We start from the raw sequence: 17,677 nt of genomic DNA on the forward strand, positions 1-17,677 counted from the left end.
CTTTGCAAAGAATTTTAGTACTTAAAACTAAATTCTTAATACCTAAGATATGTTATTCGAAGATTTATCACTTTCAAAAAGTATACAAAAAGCCGTATTTGAAGAAGGCTACCTAAATCCCACTCCAATTCAAGAACAATCTATCCCCATCGTTTTGGCAGGAAGAGATTTAATTGGCTGTGCTCAAACCGGTACCGGAAAAACAGCAGCTTTTGCAATCCCCATCATACATCAGTTACACCGCATTGTAGGTTCATCAAAAAAAGCAAAAGTCATTAGAGCTTTAGTAGTCACCCCTACCAGAGAACTAGCGGTACAAATTGGGCAAAGTTTTGATACTTACGCCAAATATACCAATCTTACTCAGTTGACTATTTTTGGAGGCGTTTCTCAAAATCCTCAGGTTGATACTCTAAAAAAAGGTGTTGATATTTTGGTCGCAACCCCGGGAAGATTATTAGATTTACAAAAACAAGGTTTTCTTGATTTGGATAATTTGCACGTTTTAGTATTAGACGAAGCCGATCAAATGCTGGACATGGGTTTTATAAACGATGTCAAAAAAATTGTAAAATTAACGCCAAAAAATCGCCAGACCCTTTTGTTTTCAGCTACTATGCCGATTGCAATTCGCGAACTAGCCGAAATGTTTTTGCAGGATCCTGCAAAAGTAGAAGTTTCGCCAGTTTCGTCAACGGCAGAAAATGTAGAGCAACGTGTCTATTTTGTTGAAAAAACAGAAAAAAGAAATTTACTTTATCATTTAATAAAAAATGAAGATTTGTCAAATGTGTTGGTTTTTTCGAGAACCAAACATGGCGCTGATAATGTGGTAAAAGCACTTCGTAAAAAAGATATTCCAGCCGAAGCCATTCACGGTGATAAGTCACAAAATGCAAGACAACGAGTTTTGGATGCTTTCAAGAACAAAGAAGTGGGCGTTTTAGTCGCTACCGATATTGCTGCGAGAGGAATCGACATTGACCAATTGCCTTTTGTAATCAACTTTGATTTGCCTAACATTCCAGAAACTTACGTACACCGAATTGGTAGAACAGGACGTGCAGGAAATGGCGGAATTGCTATTTCGTTTTGTAGCAAAGACGAGCATCCGTACTGGAAAGACATTCAGAAACTGATTAAAGTAGATGTAAAAACCATCAGCGATCATCCTTACCAATGGCATGCCGGAAGTCCGGAAGCCACGGTTGAACAGCCTAAAAACTCTAACCGAAGCGGTGGTGCACACAAGTCAAGAAAATCAAATGCTTCTAAACAAAATAAAAAACGTTGGTATTAATAACCAACGTTTTTTGTTTCTACAATTAGGCAATTTATAATTTTAAATAGTTTTACAGGTTCAAATGGCTTGATAATAATTTCATTTATTCCTGATGCAACTGCTTCATCATTTATTTCATCTTTATCAAAAGCAGTAAGTGCTACGATTGGCGTTTTGATGTTTTTAAGACGAATTCTTTTTGTCGTTTCAAATCCATTCATCAAAGGCATATTAATATCCATTAAAATGATATCAAAATCTTCTATTTCTAAGATTTCTAATGCGGCAAAACCATCATCTACAACTTTGCAGCTGTAATTATTATTTTCGATGATCCGTTTGGTCACAATTTGATTGATGCGATTGTCCTCGACCACCAAAACTTTATATTCCTGATTAGATGTCAAATCAACTTGTATTTCGTTAATTAATTTTTTTGTTTTCTCCAGATTATATTCAAAAGCAATCGTAAAAGTAAACATTGTTCCCTTACCAATATCACTTTCTATTTCGATAGAACTTCCAAAAAGTCCCAATAGTCTCTTTACAATGGTCAAGCCTAATCCTGTGCCTTGATAATCTTCCTCTTTCCTGCCAACTTGCACAAATTTTTCAAAAATTTTACTTTGATCTTCTATGGCAATACCAATTCCGTTGTCTTTGATAGTAAATTTAATAAAATAATAAATCCCTTCTACTTTAATAAGATTTGCAGTAATAATGACTTCGCCGTTTTTAGTAAATTTTAAGGCATTACTAACCAAATTGATCATAATCTGGGCCAATCTTAATTTATCACCAATGAGGTATTCCGGGATATTAGGATCGATATTTACAGCAATAGTATTATTATTTTTTTGAGACAAAAAAGACAGTGAATTTTTAATCATACTGATTTCATCCAAAATATTAAAAGTCAGATTCTCGAGAACGACTTTATTTTCTTCAATTTTATTAATTTGGAGAATATCATTGACTAAGGACAATAAATAACGCGCCGAAAACTTTAGGGAACTCAGATGCGGACTGCGAGCGAGTTCTTTGTGTTCCTCAAGAAGCATGTTGGTAATCCCAACCACACCATACAAAGGCGTACGCAGTTCGTGACTTATTGTCGAAATAAATTGTGTTTTTAAAAGTGATGCTTCTTCCGCAATTTCTTTAGCCTTCAAGAGCTCAATATTGGTCTTTTTCTTAAAACTGATATTTTTGAATAAAGTAAAAATCAGAATTAAAAAAACAAACGAAATCAACACAAATAAAAAGACTATAATTCTCGATTTTCTAAGACTTTGATATTGTGAATCTTTTTCGCTCTCAATTTTATCAATTTGCCTTTTATATTCGTCTAATTCGAGATTAAAACCAGCAATAGAAGCCTTTTTTAATTTTTCGACATTGTATAATTCATCGGTAATTGCATTGTATTTTTGAAGATTATAATACGCCTCTTTGTATTTTTTAATATCAGAAAGAAACTTTGAATATTCTAAATGTGCAAAAGACAAATCTGATTTTTCGGTACTTTTTTTACCTAATTGAATCGCTTTTAAGAAGTAAGCATTTGCTTTTTCAATCTCTTTTGTATGTCGACAATACATTCCGTTGAGCATATTCAATATAACTTCTGTAGAATCGTCACCAAATTTTATATGATTTTTGTTTAAAAAGTCTAAATATCGCTTTCCCTGAGTAAAACTTGCAATATCAAAAAAAGCCCACGTAATATTTACAGTAGTAAAATAAACCTGACTGGAATCCTTAATTTTAAGACAATATCGTATAGATTTTCTATAATAATCTATCCCTTCGCTGTAGCTCTTTTTCTCAAAGCAATACATATTTCCGAGATTATTGCAAATCTTATTTTTGATGGTATCATTATCTGTTTTGCTGGCGTATATTAACGCTTTTTTATAAAAAAAAATGGCTTTATCAAACTCAACCAATTCGTTATAATTGGCAGCAATAACTTTATAAGAACGCGCTATTAAATAATCATTTTTTATATAGGTAGAAGTATTTAATGCGACTCTGGAAGTAATCAATGATTGCTCAAAATTGGCTTCTTTAAATTCATTTTCAGCCTTTTTTAAAATCCTTAAAACATTCGCATCCGTTTGAGCCAGTACAAAATTGTCACAGCAGCTCATAAATAGTAGGAAAAACAAAACAATCCGTATTGGGGGCATAATTCGGCTATTTTTGATCAAATATACGTTTTAAAATAAAAAAAGTCGCATTTTATTTACAAAACGCAACTTTCTCTATTTTATTTATTATTTACTTTTTTAAGTACGAAATTATAAAGTCTTATTCTTCAGAAGAAATTTGAAGCTCTTTGTTCTCTTCCCATTTTCCTACCACAGAAGTTGCCAAAGCGTTTCCTAAAACGTTGGTAGCGCTTCTAAACATATCGCAAAAATGGTCAATTGGCAAGATCAAAGCAATCCCTTCAATCGGAATATCAAACATACCACAAGTAGCGGCTACAACCACCAAACTTGCTCTAGGCACGCCTGCAATTCCTTTACTGGTCAACATGAGTACCAGAAGCATTACCATTTGAGTGCCTAAATCTAAGTGTACTCCGTAAAATTGTGCAATAAAAATACTGGCAAAAGTCATGTACATCATACTTCCGTCCAGATTGAAAGAATACCCTAGTGGGAGCATAAACGACACAATTTTGTCTTTTACACCAAACTCTTCTAATTCTTCTGTTAATTTAGGAAAAACGGCTTCGCTGCTGGTTGTTCCAAAAGCAATTGCCACAGGCCCCATAATGCGTCTTAATAATTCTGTCATTCTTCCCTTTAGAAAAATATAACCAATTAAAATCAAAATAAACCATAAAGTACCTATTCCGATTAAAAAAGATCCGAAAAATTTAAAATAAGTAATTAAAAGCTCTGAAGCATTTCTGGTTGCAAAAACGCCCGCAATGGCACCAAAAACACCAATTGGAGCAAAATTCATTACATAATTTACCATTTTTAAGATAATATGTGATGTTTTATCCAAAGCATTTATTACAGGTTTTACAGTATTTCCTAACGAAGCCGCTGCTAGTCCAAAAAAGATAGAAAACACAACAATTTGTAGAATTTCATTGGTTGCCATTGCTTCAAAAATACTTTTAGGAACAATATGCTCTACAAAATTATTAAAAGACAATGTTTGTGTTTTTCCAGTCACCTCAGATGCTGCAGCCATATCTACGTGTTCTAATTTAAGACCTACTCCCGGTTCTAAAATATTTACATAAAACAACCCAATTAAAAGTGATACAAATGAAGCAGTAAAAAACCATCCAAGTGCCTTTCCTCCTACTCTTCCTACCGTTTTCACATCTCCTAATTTGGCAATTCCCACTATTAAAGTGGTAAATACTAAAGGCGAAATAATCATTTGTACCAATCGGATAAAAATTGTCGCCAGCATTTTTATTTTATTGCTAAATGATAGTGCCGCTTCAGACGAAATCGAATTGTGCAATATAATTCCTAAAGTCGCTCCAAGAATCATGGCAATTATAATTTGTCCTGTTAATCCTGAAAGAAATGATTTTTTTTTGGTTTCTGTAACTTGCATTAATTTGTTTGTTTTAAATTAAAATAATAAGACCCTCACTGTCTTAACATTTATTAATAAGTCTTGTTGATCAAATAAAAATCAGCCAAAACTATCGCTGCCATGGCTTCTACAATAGGCACTGCGCGAGGCACTACACATGGATCATGACGGCCTTTGCCTGTCATTGGTGCAATATTTCCTTTATTATCTAATGAGTCTTGCGTTTGCATAATCGTTGCAACTGGCTTAAATGCAACTCTAAAATAAATATCCATTCCGTTGCTGATTCCTCCCTGAATTCCTCCCGAAAGATTCGTCTTTGTTGTTCCGTCGGGATTGTACAAATCATTGTGTTCGCTTCCTTTCATTTCAGAACCAGAAAAACCACTTCCGTATTCAAAACCTTTTACCGCATTGATAGAAAGCATTGCTTTACCGAGCTCTGCATGTAGTTTATCAAAAACTGGTTCGCCTAAACCAACAGGCACATTCTGAATCACACAAGACACCACACCACCAACGGTGTCGCCTTGCTTGCGGATATCACGAATATATTCTTCCATGATTGCCGCCGATTTTTCGTCGGGACAACGCACAGGATTACTTTCTATTTTAGAAAAATCCAAATCCTGATACGGTGTTTCGAGGTGAATTGGACCCACAGACGAAACATACGCATTTATTTTAATCTCCGGTAACATTTGCTTAGCAATGGCACCCGCTACAACTCTGCTGGCGGTCTCACGGGCAGAACTTCTTCCGCCACCGCGATAATCACGAAAACCATATTTTTGGTCGTATACATAATCGGCATGACTTGGTCGGTAATTGTCTTTTATATGCGAGTAATCGTCTGATTTTTGATTGGTATTCGGAATAATAAATCCGATAGGCGTTCCGGTGGTTTTTCCTTCAAAAAGACCTGATAAAAACTGAACAGCATCCGGCTCTTTTCGTTGTGTAACAATTGCAGACTGTCCGGGTTTTCTGCGTGACATTTCAAACTCAATTGCTTCCAAATCAAGTTGTATTCCTGATGGACAACCGTCTATGATACCGCCTAAAGCTTCACCATGAGATTCTCCAAATGTGGTTATTTTATAGAGTGTGCCGTAGCTATTTCCTGCCATTTTAATAGTTTTGAACAAATATATGTTTTATGAATTAAATTAAAAAATTAAAAACACTGATAATGAATTTAAACTCCAACAGAATAACATCACATTTTATTAAAATTGAAACCCTTTTGATAACCTTTTGATAAAATGAAAGTAGTTAAGTTTATGTTAATTTGCTAAACTTCAAATCAATAAAAATTGAAAAAAAGAAATGTCGAATTGGTCATTATTTCGGATGTACATTTAGGAACATACGGTAGCCATGCCAAAGAGTTAAATAATTACTTATCAACGATTAAGCCCAAAACATTAGTTTTAAACGGAGACATTATTGACGCTTGGCAATTTCGAAAATCTTACTTCCCAAAATCACATTTAAAAGTCATTCAAAGAATAATCGGAATGGCTTCTAAAGGAACCAAAGTATATTATATTACCGGAAATCACGATGAAATTCTTCGGAAATTTAGTGATATGAACATGGGAAATTTTGCTTTGGTAGACAAATTAGTCTTAGAATTAGACGATAAAAAAGCATGGATTTTTCACGGAGATGTTTTTGATGCTTCCGTACAACATTCAAAATGGATTGCAAAATTAGGTGGTTTAGGATATGATTATCTAATTTTGATCAATAGATTAGTTAACTGGTGTTTATCAAAATTAGGAAGAGAACCTTATTCATTTTCTAAAAAAATAAAAGCAAGTGTAAAGAAAGCTGTCAAATTTATTTCAGATTTTGAAACCACAGCAACCGATTTGGCTATCGAAAAAGAATACGATTATGTGATTTGCGGACACATTCACGAACCAAAAATCATTCAAAAAGAAAACAAATACGGCTCTACTTTATATCTGAATTCCGGAGACTGGGTCGAAAATCTTACCGCTTTAGAATATCACAAAAAACGCTGGAAACTCTTCTCCTATACCGATTTGAACTTCACAGAAGAAGAAAATCTTTTTGAAATGGAAGATACTTTAACCTCAAATTTAATTACTTCGATTATAAAAAGTAAGTAACACAATAAAAGTATAGGTCTTTTTATTCTTTTGGATAATTTATCCGTTACATTCTATTTTTTTTCACTAGTGTGAATTGTATAACAATTTTCGGAAATTTTATACGTTACAATTTAACACTAATTGTAATTTTGAATTAAAATTTAATCAACTTATGAAAAAAATCATTTTATCTGCCTTTATGCTATTAGGTTTGGCATTTTCGGCACAATCACAAGACATTGCTAAAAACGCCTTAGGTTTACGTTTAGGTAGTAATGACGGTTTTGGCGCAGAAATATCATACCAAAGAGGTTTGTCTCAAAAAAACAGACTGGAGTTTGATTTAGGATGGAGAAACAGTAGAAATATTGACGCTGTAAAAGCGGTAGGATTGTACCAATGGGTTTGGAACATTGACCAAGGATTTAACTGGTATGCTGGTGTTGGTGCTGGTATCGCAGCTTGGGATGACAAACATGAATATGGTCCGGCATACAACGACGACCTTAATGGAGTTTATGTATTTGCAGCAGGAGATATTGGTATAGAATATGGTTTCAAAAATGTGCCTATTTTACTTTCAATAGATGCAAGACCAGAAATTGGTTCAGGATATTACAACGATGACAACTTTGGTTTTGATGTAGGTTTGGGAGTAAAATTCAAATTCTAAATAAAAGTAAAAAATAATTGTAAAAAAATTACCGTCGTTTAACAACGACGGTTTTTTTGTTCTAATTTTTTCTGTAAGGTCACAATTCGAGCTAAAGCTGGTATTTTAAACTCCTAGAATAAAGACTTACTATTAAGCAAGATTATAAGTTATTATCTCAACAAAAAATCACTTAATTATAATTTCTTTTTTCGAATGAATTTTAACAACCGTATAAGGATATGTGATCACTTGCATGAGCATCGCATCTTTGGCAGGAGCGTTTTCTTTTACTGTAATAATGATATTTTTATCCGTTTCTTCAACTTTATCAACTCCTATCGAATATCCTCCTGTGCTTTTCTCGCCCATGTTCAAGATCACATAATTAGAAGTACTGATATCGTCATGTTTCATTTTATCTTTCAAAAGAGGATCATTCTGAAGCATCATAATTTCATTAGGCTCGCTCAAAATTTCAAAAAACTTAATATTTCCACCACCATCAGTCTGTTCGGTCAAGACTTCGTATAAAATTTTCGAGCCCGAATCAGATGTTTTTTTAGCACCGCAAGAAAACAAAACAAAAACCGTTAAAACTACAATTACTTTTTTCATTTGCGTTTATTTTTAAAAATTAATGTTTCTCATGTTTATAATCGTCAATCGCCTTCTCATAAAGAGCCTCATATTTTGGTAGAATATTTTTGATATCAAACTTCTTCGCGACCTCTAAAGCGTTTGCCTTAAACTGATTTAAAACAACATCATCTTTCAATATTTTCATTGCGTTTTCGGCCATTTCTTCTACATTTCCCACGTTGCTCAAATAACCGGAGAAACCTTCAAAATTTACTTCTGGCAAACCTCCTGAATTACTCGAAATTACCGGAACACCACAAGCCATTGCCTCTAAAGCAGCCAAACCAAAACTTTCTGTTTCTGACGGAAGCAAAAACAAATCGGTCAAAAGCAAAATTTTATCAATCTCATTACTGTTTCCAAAGAAAATAACTTTATCATAAATCCCCAATTCCTGACAAAGGATTTCTGCCTTTTCTTTTTCCGGACCATCGCCTACCATCATCAATTTCGCAGGCATTTGTTTCTGGATATTATAGAAAATTTTAATAATATCAGGAATACGTTTAACCTTTCTAAAATTACTAATGTGTGTAATAATACGCTCATTTGGAGCCGCCATCACATTGCGATGACATGGCGCAAGCGGATCTTTTTTGACTTTATCCAACTCAATAAAATTTGGGATGACCTTAATTTTGTTCTTAATTTTGAATAATTTGAGCGTATCATCTTTTAAACTCTGTGATACCGAAGTCACATAATCAGATTTATTGATGCTAAACGTTACCGCCGGCTTATAAAACGGATGATTTCCCACCAAAGTAATGTCTGTACCGTGCAGCGTCGTAATCATCGGCAAATTAATGCCCTCATTTTTCAGCATTTGCTTTGCCATATAACCGGCATAAGCGTGCGGAATAGCATAATGTACGTGCAAAACTTCTATTTTATATAATTTTACCATATCTACCAATTTGCTGGACAAAGCCAATTCATATGGTTGATAATGAAACAAAGGATATTCGGGAACATTCACCTCGTGATAATGTACATTCGGATTTAAAAGCGCCAACCGAACGGGCTGACTGTAGGTAATAAAATGTATTTCGTGTCCTCGTCTTGCTAATTCAAGGCCTAATTCTGTGGCTACAACCCCACTACCACCAAAAGTCGGATAACAAACTATTGCTATTTTCATGTATTAAATTTAGTACTACGAAAGTACTTAAAAATAGCGTTTAATCGAAGTTTTAAAATGTTAGATTTTCTACAATTTTACGTCAACATTTGTCTTTCAAACCAAAATCGAAGTCTTTTAGTGTTTTTTTTAGAAGCAGAAATATTTTTATTCAAAACACCACTCGTCCCGCTGTTCCTTCCAATCTTTTGTTTTTTAAAGAAAAAAACAAAAGGATTTTCCCTCCCATCGGGGCTAAATTAGAGGTTTTTGTTTTCATAGGTTTTTTTTTAAATATGCTTGTAGACGTTGCGGCTGTTAAAGAAACTATTAGACCTATCGCAAACTTGTCATTCCGAGGAACCAGGAAACTTCGCAAGAAAAGCCAATCTTTGTCGATCTAGCTATGCAGATTCCTCGTTCCTCGGAATGACAAATAGTACAAAAAAAAGGCACAAAATCTAAATTTTATGCCTTCCAAATAGGTTATAATTTCTTCTAGAAAAAGCGACTATGCCAGCTATCAGCGGCAGGAACTTCCCAAGATTCTTGGTATTCCTCGATATTGTTTACCAAGTTATTAAAAACAATCGTGTTCTCAGAAACCGATTTGTCTTTGACCATTTTTTTAAAATCGATCAAGGGTTTATGAGCAATATGTTCTCCTAACTTAAAAGTAACATTCATTTTATCTAGCAAATCAACATTGTATTTTTTCTCTAAACCCTGAATAAATTCTACCGAACTATCAATAGAGCAACCAGTAGCTGCTTGCACTTCTTGGTTTACAGCCAAAATAATAAAGCGATTGTATTTCAATTCATACGAAGCTTCAAGGCTAGTGCCGTGAGCAGCCCAACCCTCAATAAACGTTTTAAGGTCAGCTTCTATTTCAGAAAATTCTTCCTCAGAAAATTTTCTGTTTGATTGATAAATCCAAATTCTGGACTCACCAGGTAAATTTTCAAAAGGGATATACATTTTAATTTTAGATTTTAGATTGGTGATTTTAGATTTACGAAATTCTCAGGTTTGATGTTTCAACCTTTGTTCCTTCTGAACCTTTGCAACTTTGAACCTCAGATCAAAGATCTTGTGCGTTAGCGATCAACTCAGCTACATCCATCACTTTTACTTGTCCTTCTTTTTCCTGGTGTTTGATACCGTCTGTTAACATAGTATTGCAAAACGGGCAACCCGCTGCAATAATATCCGGTTGTACTTCCAGAGCGTCTTCGGTACGTAACACGTTTACTTCTTTATTCCCTGGCTCCGCATCTTTAAACATTTGCGCTCCTCCAGCTCCACAGCACAATCCGTTGGCTTTAGAACGTTTCATTTCGACCAATTCTACATCCAACTTTTCAATTAAATCTCTTGGTGCTTCATATACTTTATTGGCTCTTCCTAAATAACAAGGATCGTGAAAAGTGATTTTTTTACCTTTAAACTGTCCTCCTTCAATGGTTAAACGGCCATCATCCAACAACGATTTTAAAAACTCGGTATGATGAATAACTTCGTATTGACCTCCTAATTCAGGATATTCGTTCTTCAAAGTATTAAAACAATGTGGACAAGCTGTCACTATTTTTTTTGCTTCATACGCATTAAGCACCTCGATATTCATCATAGCTTGCATCTGAAACAAAAACTCATTTCCAGCTCTTTTTGCAGGATCTCCGGTACAACTTTCTTCTGTACCCAACACTGCAAAAGAAACATTGGTACGGTTTAATATTCGCACAAATGCTTTTGTAATTTTTTTTGCTCTATCATCAAAACTCCCAGCGCAACCTACCCAAAACAATACTTCTGGTTGTTTCCCCTGAGCCAGCATTTCAGCCATTGTTGGCACTACTAAATTTTCTGACATCTCTATTTGTTTAATCGTTGATTTCTATTAACTGTTTAATCGGCATCTTGCGAATCCTGAATACGATTAAACGAATTAACGATTAACCGATTAAACTTTATTTTTAATTCTCGTTCTTCCAGTTTAACCTGTCTTGTTGATTGTATTGCCAAGGAGCTCCATTATTTTCAATATTGGTCATCATGGCATTTAGCGACATTGGCGCAGCACTTTGCTCCATTACCAAATAACGGCGCATGTCCATAATAATAGACAATGGGCTAATATTGACCGGACATTCTTCTACACATGCGTTACATGATGTACACGCCCACAATTCTTCGGGTGTGATATAGTCGTTTAGAAGCGTTTTGTTATCAGGCACAAAAACACCTTTATTGGCATCGATATTTTTTCCTACTTCTTCTAAACGATCTCTGGTATCCATCATAATTTTACGAGGAGACAGTTTTTTACCTGTTTGATTAGCAGGACACGATGATGTACAACGCCCACATTCTGTACAGGTGTAAGCGTTTAATAACTGCACCCAGTTAAGATCCTGAACATCGCTAGCTCCAAATTTGCTCGGAGCAGCATTTTCGTCAACGGGAGCTGCTGCAAAAGGATCGGCATTAGGATCCATCATCAGTTTTACTTCTTTGGTAACAGATGCTAAGTTATCAAATTGGCCTTGTGGTTTTAGATTAGCAAAATAAGTATTTGGAAAAGCCAATAAAATATGCAAGTGTTTAGAAAAGTATAAATAATTCATAAAAACTAAAATACCAGCAATATGCAACCACCAGAAAACTTCAGACAATAACATCACCAATTCATTCGACATTCCGTTAAAAATTGGTGCAATAAATTGGCTTACAGGAAAACTTCCTGCTTTATGAAAATGTGAGAATCCTCCAGGAACATTTTGCAAATGCAAATCAGAAGCATTCATCAGTAAAAACAAAGTCATCAAAACTACCTCAAAATACAAAATGTAATTGGCATCTTTTTTAGGGAAACCTTTCAAATCTGAACTAATAAAACGCTTCAATCGTATACCATTTCTTCTTATCCAGAAAGCGGCAACAGCAACTAAAACCAACAGTGCTAAAATTTCAAAAGAGCCGATTAAAACATCATAAACGGTTCCTAAAGAAGCAAAAATTCTGTGAGTCCCAAACAAACCATCAATAATGATTTCTAACAACTCAATATTGATGATAATAAACCCTACGTAAACGATAATGTGCAAAACTCCTGCAACAGGACGTTTTACCATTTTTGATTGTCCCAGAGCAATCATCGCCATGTTTTTCCAACGTTCCTTTGGATTATCTTTTCGGTCAACATCAACACCGAGGTTAATATTTCTAATGATTTTTTTAACATTCAATGCAAAAAAACCAAATCCAACGATAAGAAGTATTGCAAATAAAATATTATCTAAATAACTCATATTTATTAATTTTTAGGCGTTATTTTTTCATCTTCTTTTGGTGCTACATACGGTTTGTTTTTCTTTCCAAAAAGAGAAACATTTACATAACGTGTTGGAAAAAGACGAACATCCTGCAATAATAATTCTAATTCTTTTGAAGTTTTAGCCAAGTTATTATAAAGAGCTTCATCGTTTAATAATTTTCCTGCTGTACCTTTTCCTGAGTTTAAATTACTCATTATTCCATCAACTTTTGCTAAAGTTTGGTTCAGGTTTCTGACCGTTTTTCCCAGATCAGCTTTGTTTAAGGAATCTGAAATTTTGTTGAAGTTGCTTGACATTTTATTAAAATTTGTCACCACTCCGTTGATCTGACCTTTATTGGTATCTAAAATACTGTTGATGCTACCAGAAGCTCTGTGAAACTGCTCCATTGTTTGGCTTAGTTCAGCCAAAGTTTTCTTGATATCTTCCTGACCTTTTTTGTCCAAAACATTATTCAGTCCTGATACAAGAGCATCAATATTAACAAGCATTTTTTCTAACTTTTGTTGAATTGGCTCTAATTTACCACCCAAAGAATCTGTTAAACCCAATTTTACATTTGAGATTAACATTTGTCCTTCTTCGACTAATTCTTTATCCGCCATATTTGGAATAATAGCAATTTGCTTTCCACCAATTAAGCCTGGAGAATAAAGTGAGGCCTGACTTGTTTTAGAAATAGGAAAATCAGTTTTTAATTGCATTTCGACTAATAATTTTCCAGTAGTCTCGTTGATGGTGATTTTAGTAACTTTACCAATTACAAGACCGTTTAAAGTTACGGGAGCCGAACCAGATAAATCTTCAACATTATCATACTCAACATATAATGTTTTATAATTTGTAAAAAGGTCTTTCCCTTTTAAAAAACTATAGCCCCAAATAAATAATAAAATTGATGCTATGACTAAAATAGCCGTTTTAATTTCTCTTGTTAGTTTCAAAATTCTAAGTGTTTGTACAAAATTAATATAAATATTCGAACTTATATGTTTTATTTGATAGCGTCTTGAATACTGATTTTCTCACCATCTTTATATGCTATTAAAAAGGAAGCTCCATAACCTTTACTTTTAGCTTCTTGCAAATATTTTTGAGCCATTTGGTAATCTGATGTTTCCTGATAAAAATATTTATAAATATTATTCTCGAATACCATCGTTACATTTTTAAGACCTTTAAAATTTTTAGGTTCCAAAGGTGTTTTTTTTATGCTTGCGATAAGTTGTACTTTAAAGAAAGTTCCTTTTGGAGCATTTTTTATCACTGGCGTCTCTACCGCTTTTGGCTTTACAGGAATTGAAGTATCTTTTTTAGGTCTGGCTTCCATCATTTCGGGAGCGCCGGTTCCAAAATATTCTCTTTTATAACTTAAAATAGCTTCTGCAATAGCTTTTGCAATATCATTTTGTCCCTCTTCAGAATTTAAAATATCACCTTCAGTCGGATTGGATATAAATCCAGTTTCTATTAAAACTCTTGGCATATATGCTTTATGCAAAACCATAAAACCAGCTTGTTTTACCCCTCCCTGACGGAGTACTTTTCCTAATTTTTCAAAATTCTCTTCTACTTTACTGGCCAAAGAAATACTATTATCCAAATATTCTTCTTGCAAAAGGTTCATCCCAATCATAGATTCAGGCGATTTAGGATCATATCCATCATATTTTTGTTTGTAATCCTTTTCTAGAGTAATTACCGAGTTTTCATTTTTAGCTACTTCAAGATTCGAAGCACTTTTACTCAAACCCATCACATAAGTCTCTGTACCGAATGCGTTGGTATTTTTATTTGCATTACAGTGGATGGAGACAAAAATATTTGAATTGGATCTGTTGGCAATATTGGCTCGTTCGACCAAATCAACAAAAACATCTGTTTTTCGTGTATAAATAACATCTACATTTGGATTTAATTCTAAAATTTTACCCACTTTAAGAACAATTGCCAGAGCAATATTTTTTTCAATTCTTCCGCTGTAAACAGCTCCAAAATCATGATCACCGTGACCTGCATCTAAGGTTACCTTAAAAACATTTGCCTGACTGAATGCACAAATTGAAGTTATTGTTAGAAAAAAACTAAATATAAGCCTAGTTCTGTTAAATATGTTCATAAATCTAAAAGTTAATTTTAATAAAATGCAAGTGCTATAATTTTTACAATTGATTATTTTTGACAAAAAATTATATGTAAGTTTGACATGTCAAAAAACAGGCCATAATTTTACAAAAATAGCATTTAAACCTTTGCATACAAACTTATTTAATACCGTTTTGTTATCATTTTTCCTAACATTAGGATGCGGTAATTTATATTCGCAAGATATAAAGTCAAAAAAAAACTCCTTACCAACTGCAAAACAAGCAGATAAACCTAAAACTACCGTAACCGAAAGCCCGGTGGATACTGTAAAGGTAGACAGTATTAAACCTAAAAAGACTTTTCTGGATGGAAAAGTTAAGTACAGAGCTAAAGATTATGCTAAGATTGACCAGAAAAAGAAACTCATTACACTTTACAACGAAGCAGAATTATACTATAAAGATGTCGAACTAAAATCAGGAATCATCGTTCTTGATTATGAAAAGGACGAAGTTTATGCCGGAAGAATTAAAGATTCTGCCGGAGTTTTGATACAATACCCCAACTTTAAGCAAGGTGCAAGCGAAGTTCAGCCCGATTCTATTCGTTTTAATTTCAAAACAAAAAAAGCATTAATTTACAATTCCAGAACAGAACAAGGCGAATTTAGAATAAAAGCGGAAGTTACCAAGAAAGAAAATGACTCTGTTTATTTTTTAAAAAGAGCCCGTTTTACAACAGCAAAAGATATTGACGATCCTGAATATTATTTCCTTACACGAAAAGTAAAATTTGTTCCAGGTAAAAAAATAGTGACAGGATTGACCAACATGGTAATTGCTGATGTTCCTACACCAATTGCTTTGCCTTTTGCTTTTTTTCCAATGAGCGAAGAAAAAAGTATCTCCGGAATTATAATACCTAGTTATAACGACTCGAATACCCGAGGATTTTCGTTGCAGAACGGCGGTTATTATTTCGCTTTAAGCGATAATTACGACCTGACCGTTTTAGGAGATTATTACACCAACGGAAGTTATGCAATGCGTTTTGAGTCTGCTTACGCTAAAATATACAAGTATAGAGGAAATGTGAATATTCGTTTTGAAAATTTGATTAACAGCGAAAGAGGCTATCCCGATTATTCCAAACAAAATATTTACAACATTCAGTGGTCACACTCCAAAGACAGTAAATCGAACCCAAATTCGACCTTTTCTGCATCAGTAAACTTAGGTAGTAGTAAATACTTTAAGCAATCGATCAATCAGGCAAATGTTGGCTCGAATCTTAATAATACTTTGAGTTCGTCTATCTCATACAACAGAACGTTTAATACACTTCCGCAGGCTCGTATAGCAGTAACTGCAACGCATACGCAAAATACGCAAACAGAGGTGATCAACATGACCCTTCCTTCGTTACAAGCCAGTATTGACCGTGTTTATCCTTTTGTGGGTAAAGATGGTGTTAAAAAAGGCTTTATCAAAAACATCAACTTACAATATAACTTAAGTGGTAAAAACAGCTACGTAACAACTGACTCGTTGTTTTTTAAACCTCAAATGTTCAGAGATGCCGAAATTGGTATGCAACACAGTATTCCGCTTAGCACCAACTTTAAGGTATTTAAATATTTTAGCGCAAGTACCTCAGCCAACTATCAGGAAACATGGGTTAATAAGACAATTGAAAAAAGCTACAATATTGACCAAAGCAAAGTAATAGACCGAACTGTCAACGGTTTTGATGCTTTTAGGACTTATAATTTTAGCTCGAGTTTAGGAACTACTATTTATGGTACGTTTAAGTTTGGTGAGAACAAAAGAATTCAGGCTATACGCCATGTAATGCGTCCGTCTATCTCCTACGCTTACACGCCAAGTTTTGAAAAATATTACGACACGTATGCCCTTGATGCAACAGGAACAACGATTAAAGATTATACCCGATTTGAGGGAGGAATATACGGATCTCCGGGCCTATCCAACTCAAATATAGTAGGTTTTGATTTAAGCAATACCTTTGAAGCCAAAGTGAGAGACAGCGATAGTACCAAAACAGAGCCTAAAAAAATGATGTTGTTAAACAACTTAAATTTTAGTACAAGTTATAATTTTAATGCCGACGGAGAAACTACTTTTGCTTGGGAACCCGTTCGCGTAAGCGGAGGAACTCAATTGTTTGAAAACAAAATGAATGTCAACTTTGCTGCTACTTTAAATCCGTATGCCATTGATAATTCTGGTCAGCAAATCAATGTTTTTAATATCGATAATGGAGGAAGCCTTTTTAGAATGACGAGCGCCAATGTAACGCTTAATTACTCTTTCTCGAACAAAGGAACTGGAAAAGATGATAAAAATCAACAAAGCCAGAGAAATGGTGGTCGTAATGATGACTTATTCGGAACCAATACCGACTTGAATGATACTCGGAATAGCCAGTTTTCAGAAGACGATAACGAAGACGATGTGATAACAAAATTCTTTAATGCCAAATTACCTTGGGATATGACAATGGCTTATTCTTTGACATATTCTAATGTGAATCGCGAAAATAAAATAAGCGGAAACTCTATTATGATATCGGCCAACATGGACATCACACCAAAATGGAAAGGTGGTGTTTCTACAGGTTATGACTTTGTACAAAAAGGGGTTACCTTTACACAACTTCGTTTCGAAAGAGACTTATTGAGCTGGAGAATGGCTTTTAATTGGACTCCTCTGGGAGAATTTTCAAACTGGAATTTCTTTATCGGTATCAAATCAGGAATCCTGAGCGACATCAAATGGAACAAGCGAAGCACCATAAATCGATAAATATTCTTTTTTCGTTAGAAAAAAAACA

14 protein-coding genes are annotated in these 17,677 nt (G+C 34.2%); 4 read left to right on the forward strand and 10 right to left on the reverse strand.

The annotated features are described in order from the left end of the window. Positions 1–49 precede the first annotated feature (49 nt). Entirely contained in the window at positions 50–1,300 is a 1,251-nt protein-coding gene (locus J3495_RS02040; protein WP_210664894.1) for a DEAD/DEAH box helicase, read from the forward strand. Here the strand turns inward: J3495_RS02040 and J3495_RS02045 are convergent. From J3495_RS02045 to aroC, 3 genes are all read right to left on the reverse strand, one after another. Further along, on the reverse strand, positions 1,297–3,474 hold the full coding sequence (locus J3495_RS02045) for a response regulator (protein WP_210664895.1): 2,178 nt from the start codon (positions 3,472–3,474) through the stop codon (positions 1,297–1,299). The genes J3495_RS02040 and J3495_RS02045 overlap by 4 nt on opposite strands. A 121-nt stretch (positions 3,475–3,595) precedes the next feature. After that, positions 3,596–4,876 (reverse strand): dicarboxylate/amino acid:cation symporter, encoded by a 1,281-nt coding sequence (locus J3495_RS02050; protein ID WP_210664896.1) that lies wholly within the window; start codon positions 4,874–4,876, stop codon positions 3,596–3,598. 53 nt (positions 4,877–4,929) lie between these two features. After that, complete coding sequence (aroC, locus tag J3495_RS02055; protein ID WP_210664897.1) at positions 4,930–5,988, reverse strand: chorismate synthase; 1,059 nt, start codon at positions 5,986–5,988, stop codon at positions 4,930–4,932. Between the two features lie 186 nt (positions 5,989–6,174). Between aroC and J3495_RS02060 the strand changes: the two genes are divergently transcribed. Then, complete coding sequence (locus J3495_RS02060) at positions 6,175–6,999, forward strand: UDP-2,3-diacylglucosamine diphosphatase (RefSeq protein WP_210664898.1); 825 nt, start codon at positions 6,175–6,177, stop codon at positions 6,997–6,999. 154 nt (positions 7,000–7,153) lie between these two features. Beyond that, positions 7,154–7,654 (forward strand): hypothetical protein, encoded by a 501-nt coding sequence (locus J3495_RS02065; protein WP_210664899.1) that lies wholly within the window; start codon positions 7,154–7,156, stop codon positions 7,652–7,654. Between the two features lie 168 nt (positions 7,655–7,822). Here J3495_RS02065 and J3495_RS02070 read toward each other — a convergent pair whose 3' ends face one another. The 7 genes from J3495_RS02070 to J3495_RS02100 form a co-directional block, all read right to left on the reverse strand. Further along, entirely contained in the window at positions 7,823–8,251 is a 429-nt protein-coding gene (locus J3495_RS02070; RefSeq protein WP_210664900.1) for a protease complex subunit PrcB family protein, read from the reverse strand. A 19-nt stretch (positions 8,252–8,270) separates the two neighbouring features. After that, positions 8,271–9,416, reverse strand: a complete 1,146-nt coding sequence (bshA, locus tag J3495_RS02075) for an N-acetyl-alpha-D-glucosaminyl L-malate synthase BshA (RefSeq protein ID WP_210664901.1) — start codon at positions 9,414–9,416, stop codon at positions 8,271–8,273. Between the two features lie 477 nt (positions 9,417–9,893). Further along, positions 9,894–10,376 carry an ABC transporter ATPase gene (locus J3495_RS02080; protein WP_210664902.1) on the reverse strand — a complete coding sequence of 161 codons (483 nt, stop codon included), beginning with the start codon at positions 10,374–10,376 and terminating at the stop codon, positions 9,894–9,896. A 103-nt stretch (positions 10,377–10,479) separates the two neighbouring features. After that, the gene (locus J3495_RS02085; RefSeq protein ID WP_210664903.1) at positions 10,480–11,271 is read right to left on the reverse strand and encodes a (Fe-S)-binding protein; all 792 of its coding nucleotides are present in this window, start codon (positions 11,269–11,271) and stop codon (positions 10,480–10,482) included. Positions 11,272–11,374: 103 nt separating this feature from the next. Beyond that, complete coding sequence (locus J3495_RS02090) at positions 11,375–12,709, reverse strand: (Fe-S)-binding protein (RefSeq protein WP_210664904.1); 1,335 nt, start codon at positions 12,707–12,709, stop codon at positions 11,375–11,377. Positions 12,710–12,714: 5 nt separating this feature from the next. Next, positions 12,715–13,680: an MlaD family protein gene (locus tag J3495_RS02095; RefSeq protein ID WP_210664905.1), complete on the reverse strand. Its 966-nt coding sequence runs from the start codon at positions 13,678–13,680 to the stop codon at positions 12,715–12,717. A gap of 50 nt (positions 13,681–13,730) precedes the next feature. Continuing rightward, positions 13,731–14,855 (reverse strand): N-acetylmuramoyl-L-alanine amidase family protein, encoded by a 1,125-nt coding sequence (locus tag J3495_RS02100; RefSeq protein WP_210664906.1) that lies wholly within the window; start codon positions 14,853–14,855, stop codon positions 13,731–13,733. An 82-nt stretch (positions 14,856–14,937) separates the two neighbouring features. Between J3495_RS02100 and J3495_RS02105 the strand changes: the two genes are divergently transcribed. Then, a complete protein-coding gene (locus tag J3495_RS02105; protein ID WP_394369560.1) occupies positions 14,938–17,649 on the forward strand; it encodes a putative LPS assembly protein LptD in 2,712 nt (903 codons plus the stop codon). Positions 17,650–17,677: the final 28 nt, after the last annotated feature.

This window comes from Flavobacterium geliluteum, assembly GCF_017948595.1.
In the GTDB taxonomy this organism is placed as follows: Bacteria; Bacteroidota; Bacteroidia; order Flavobacteriales; family Flavobacteriaceae; genus Flavobacterium; species Flavobacterium flavipigmentatum.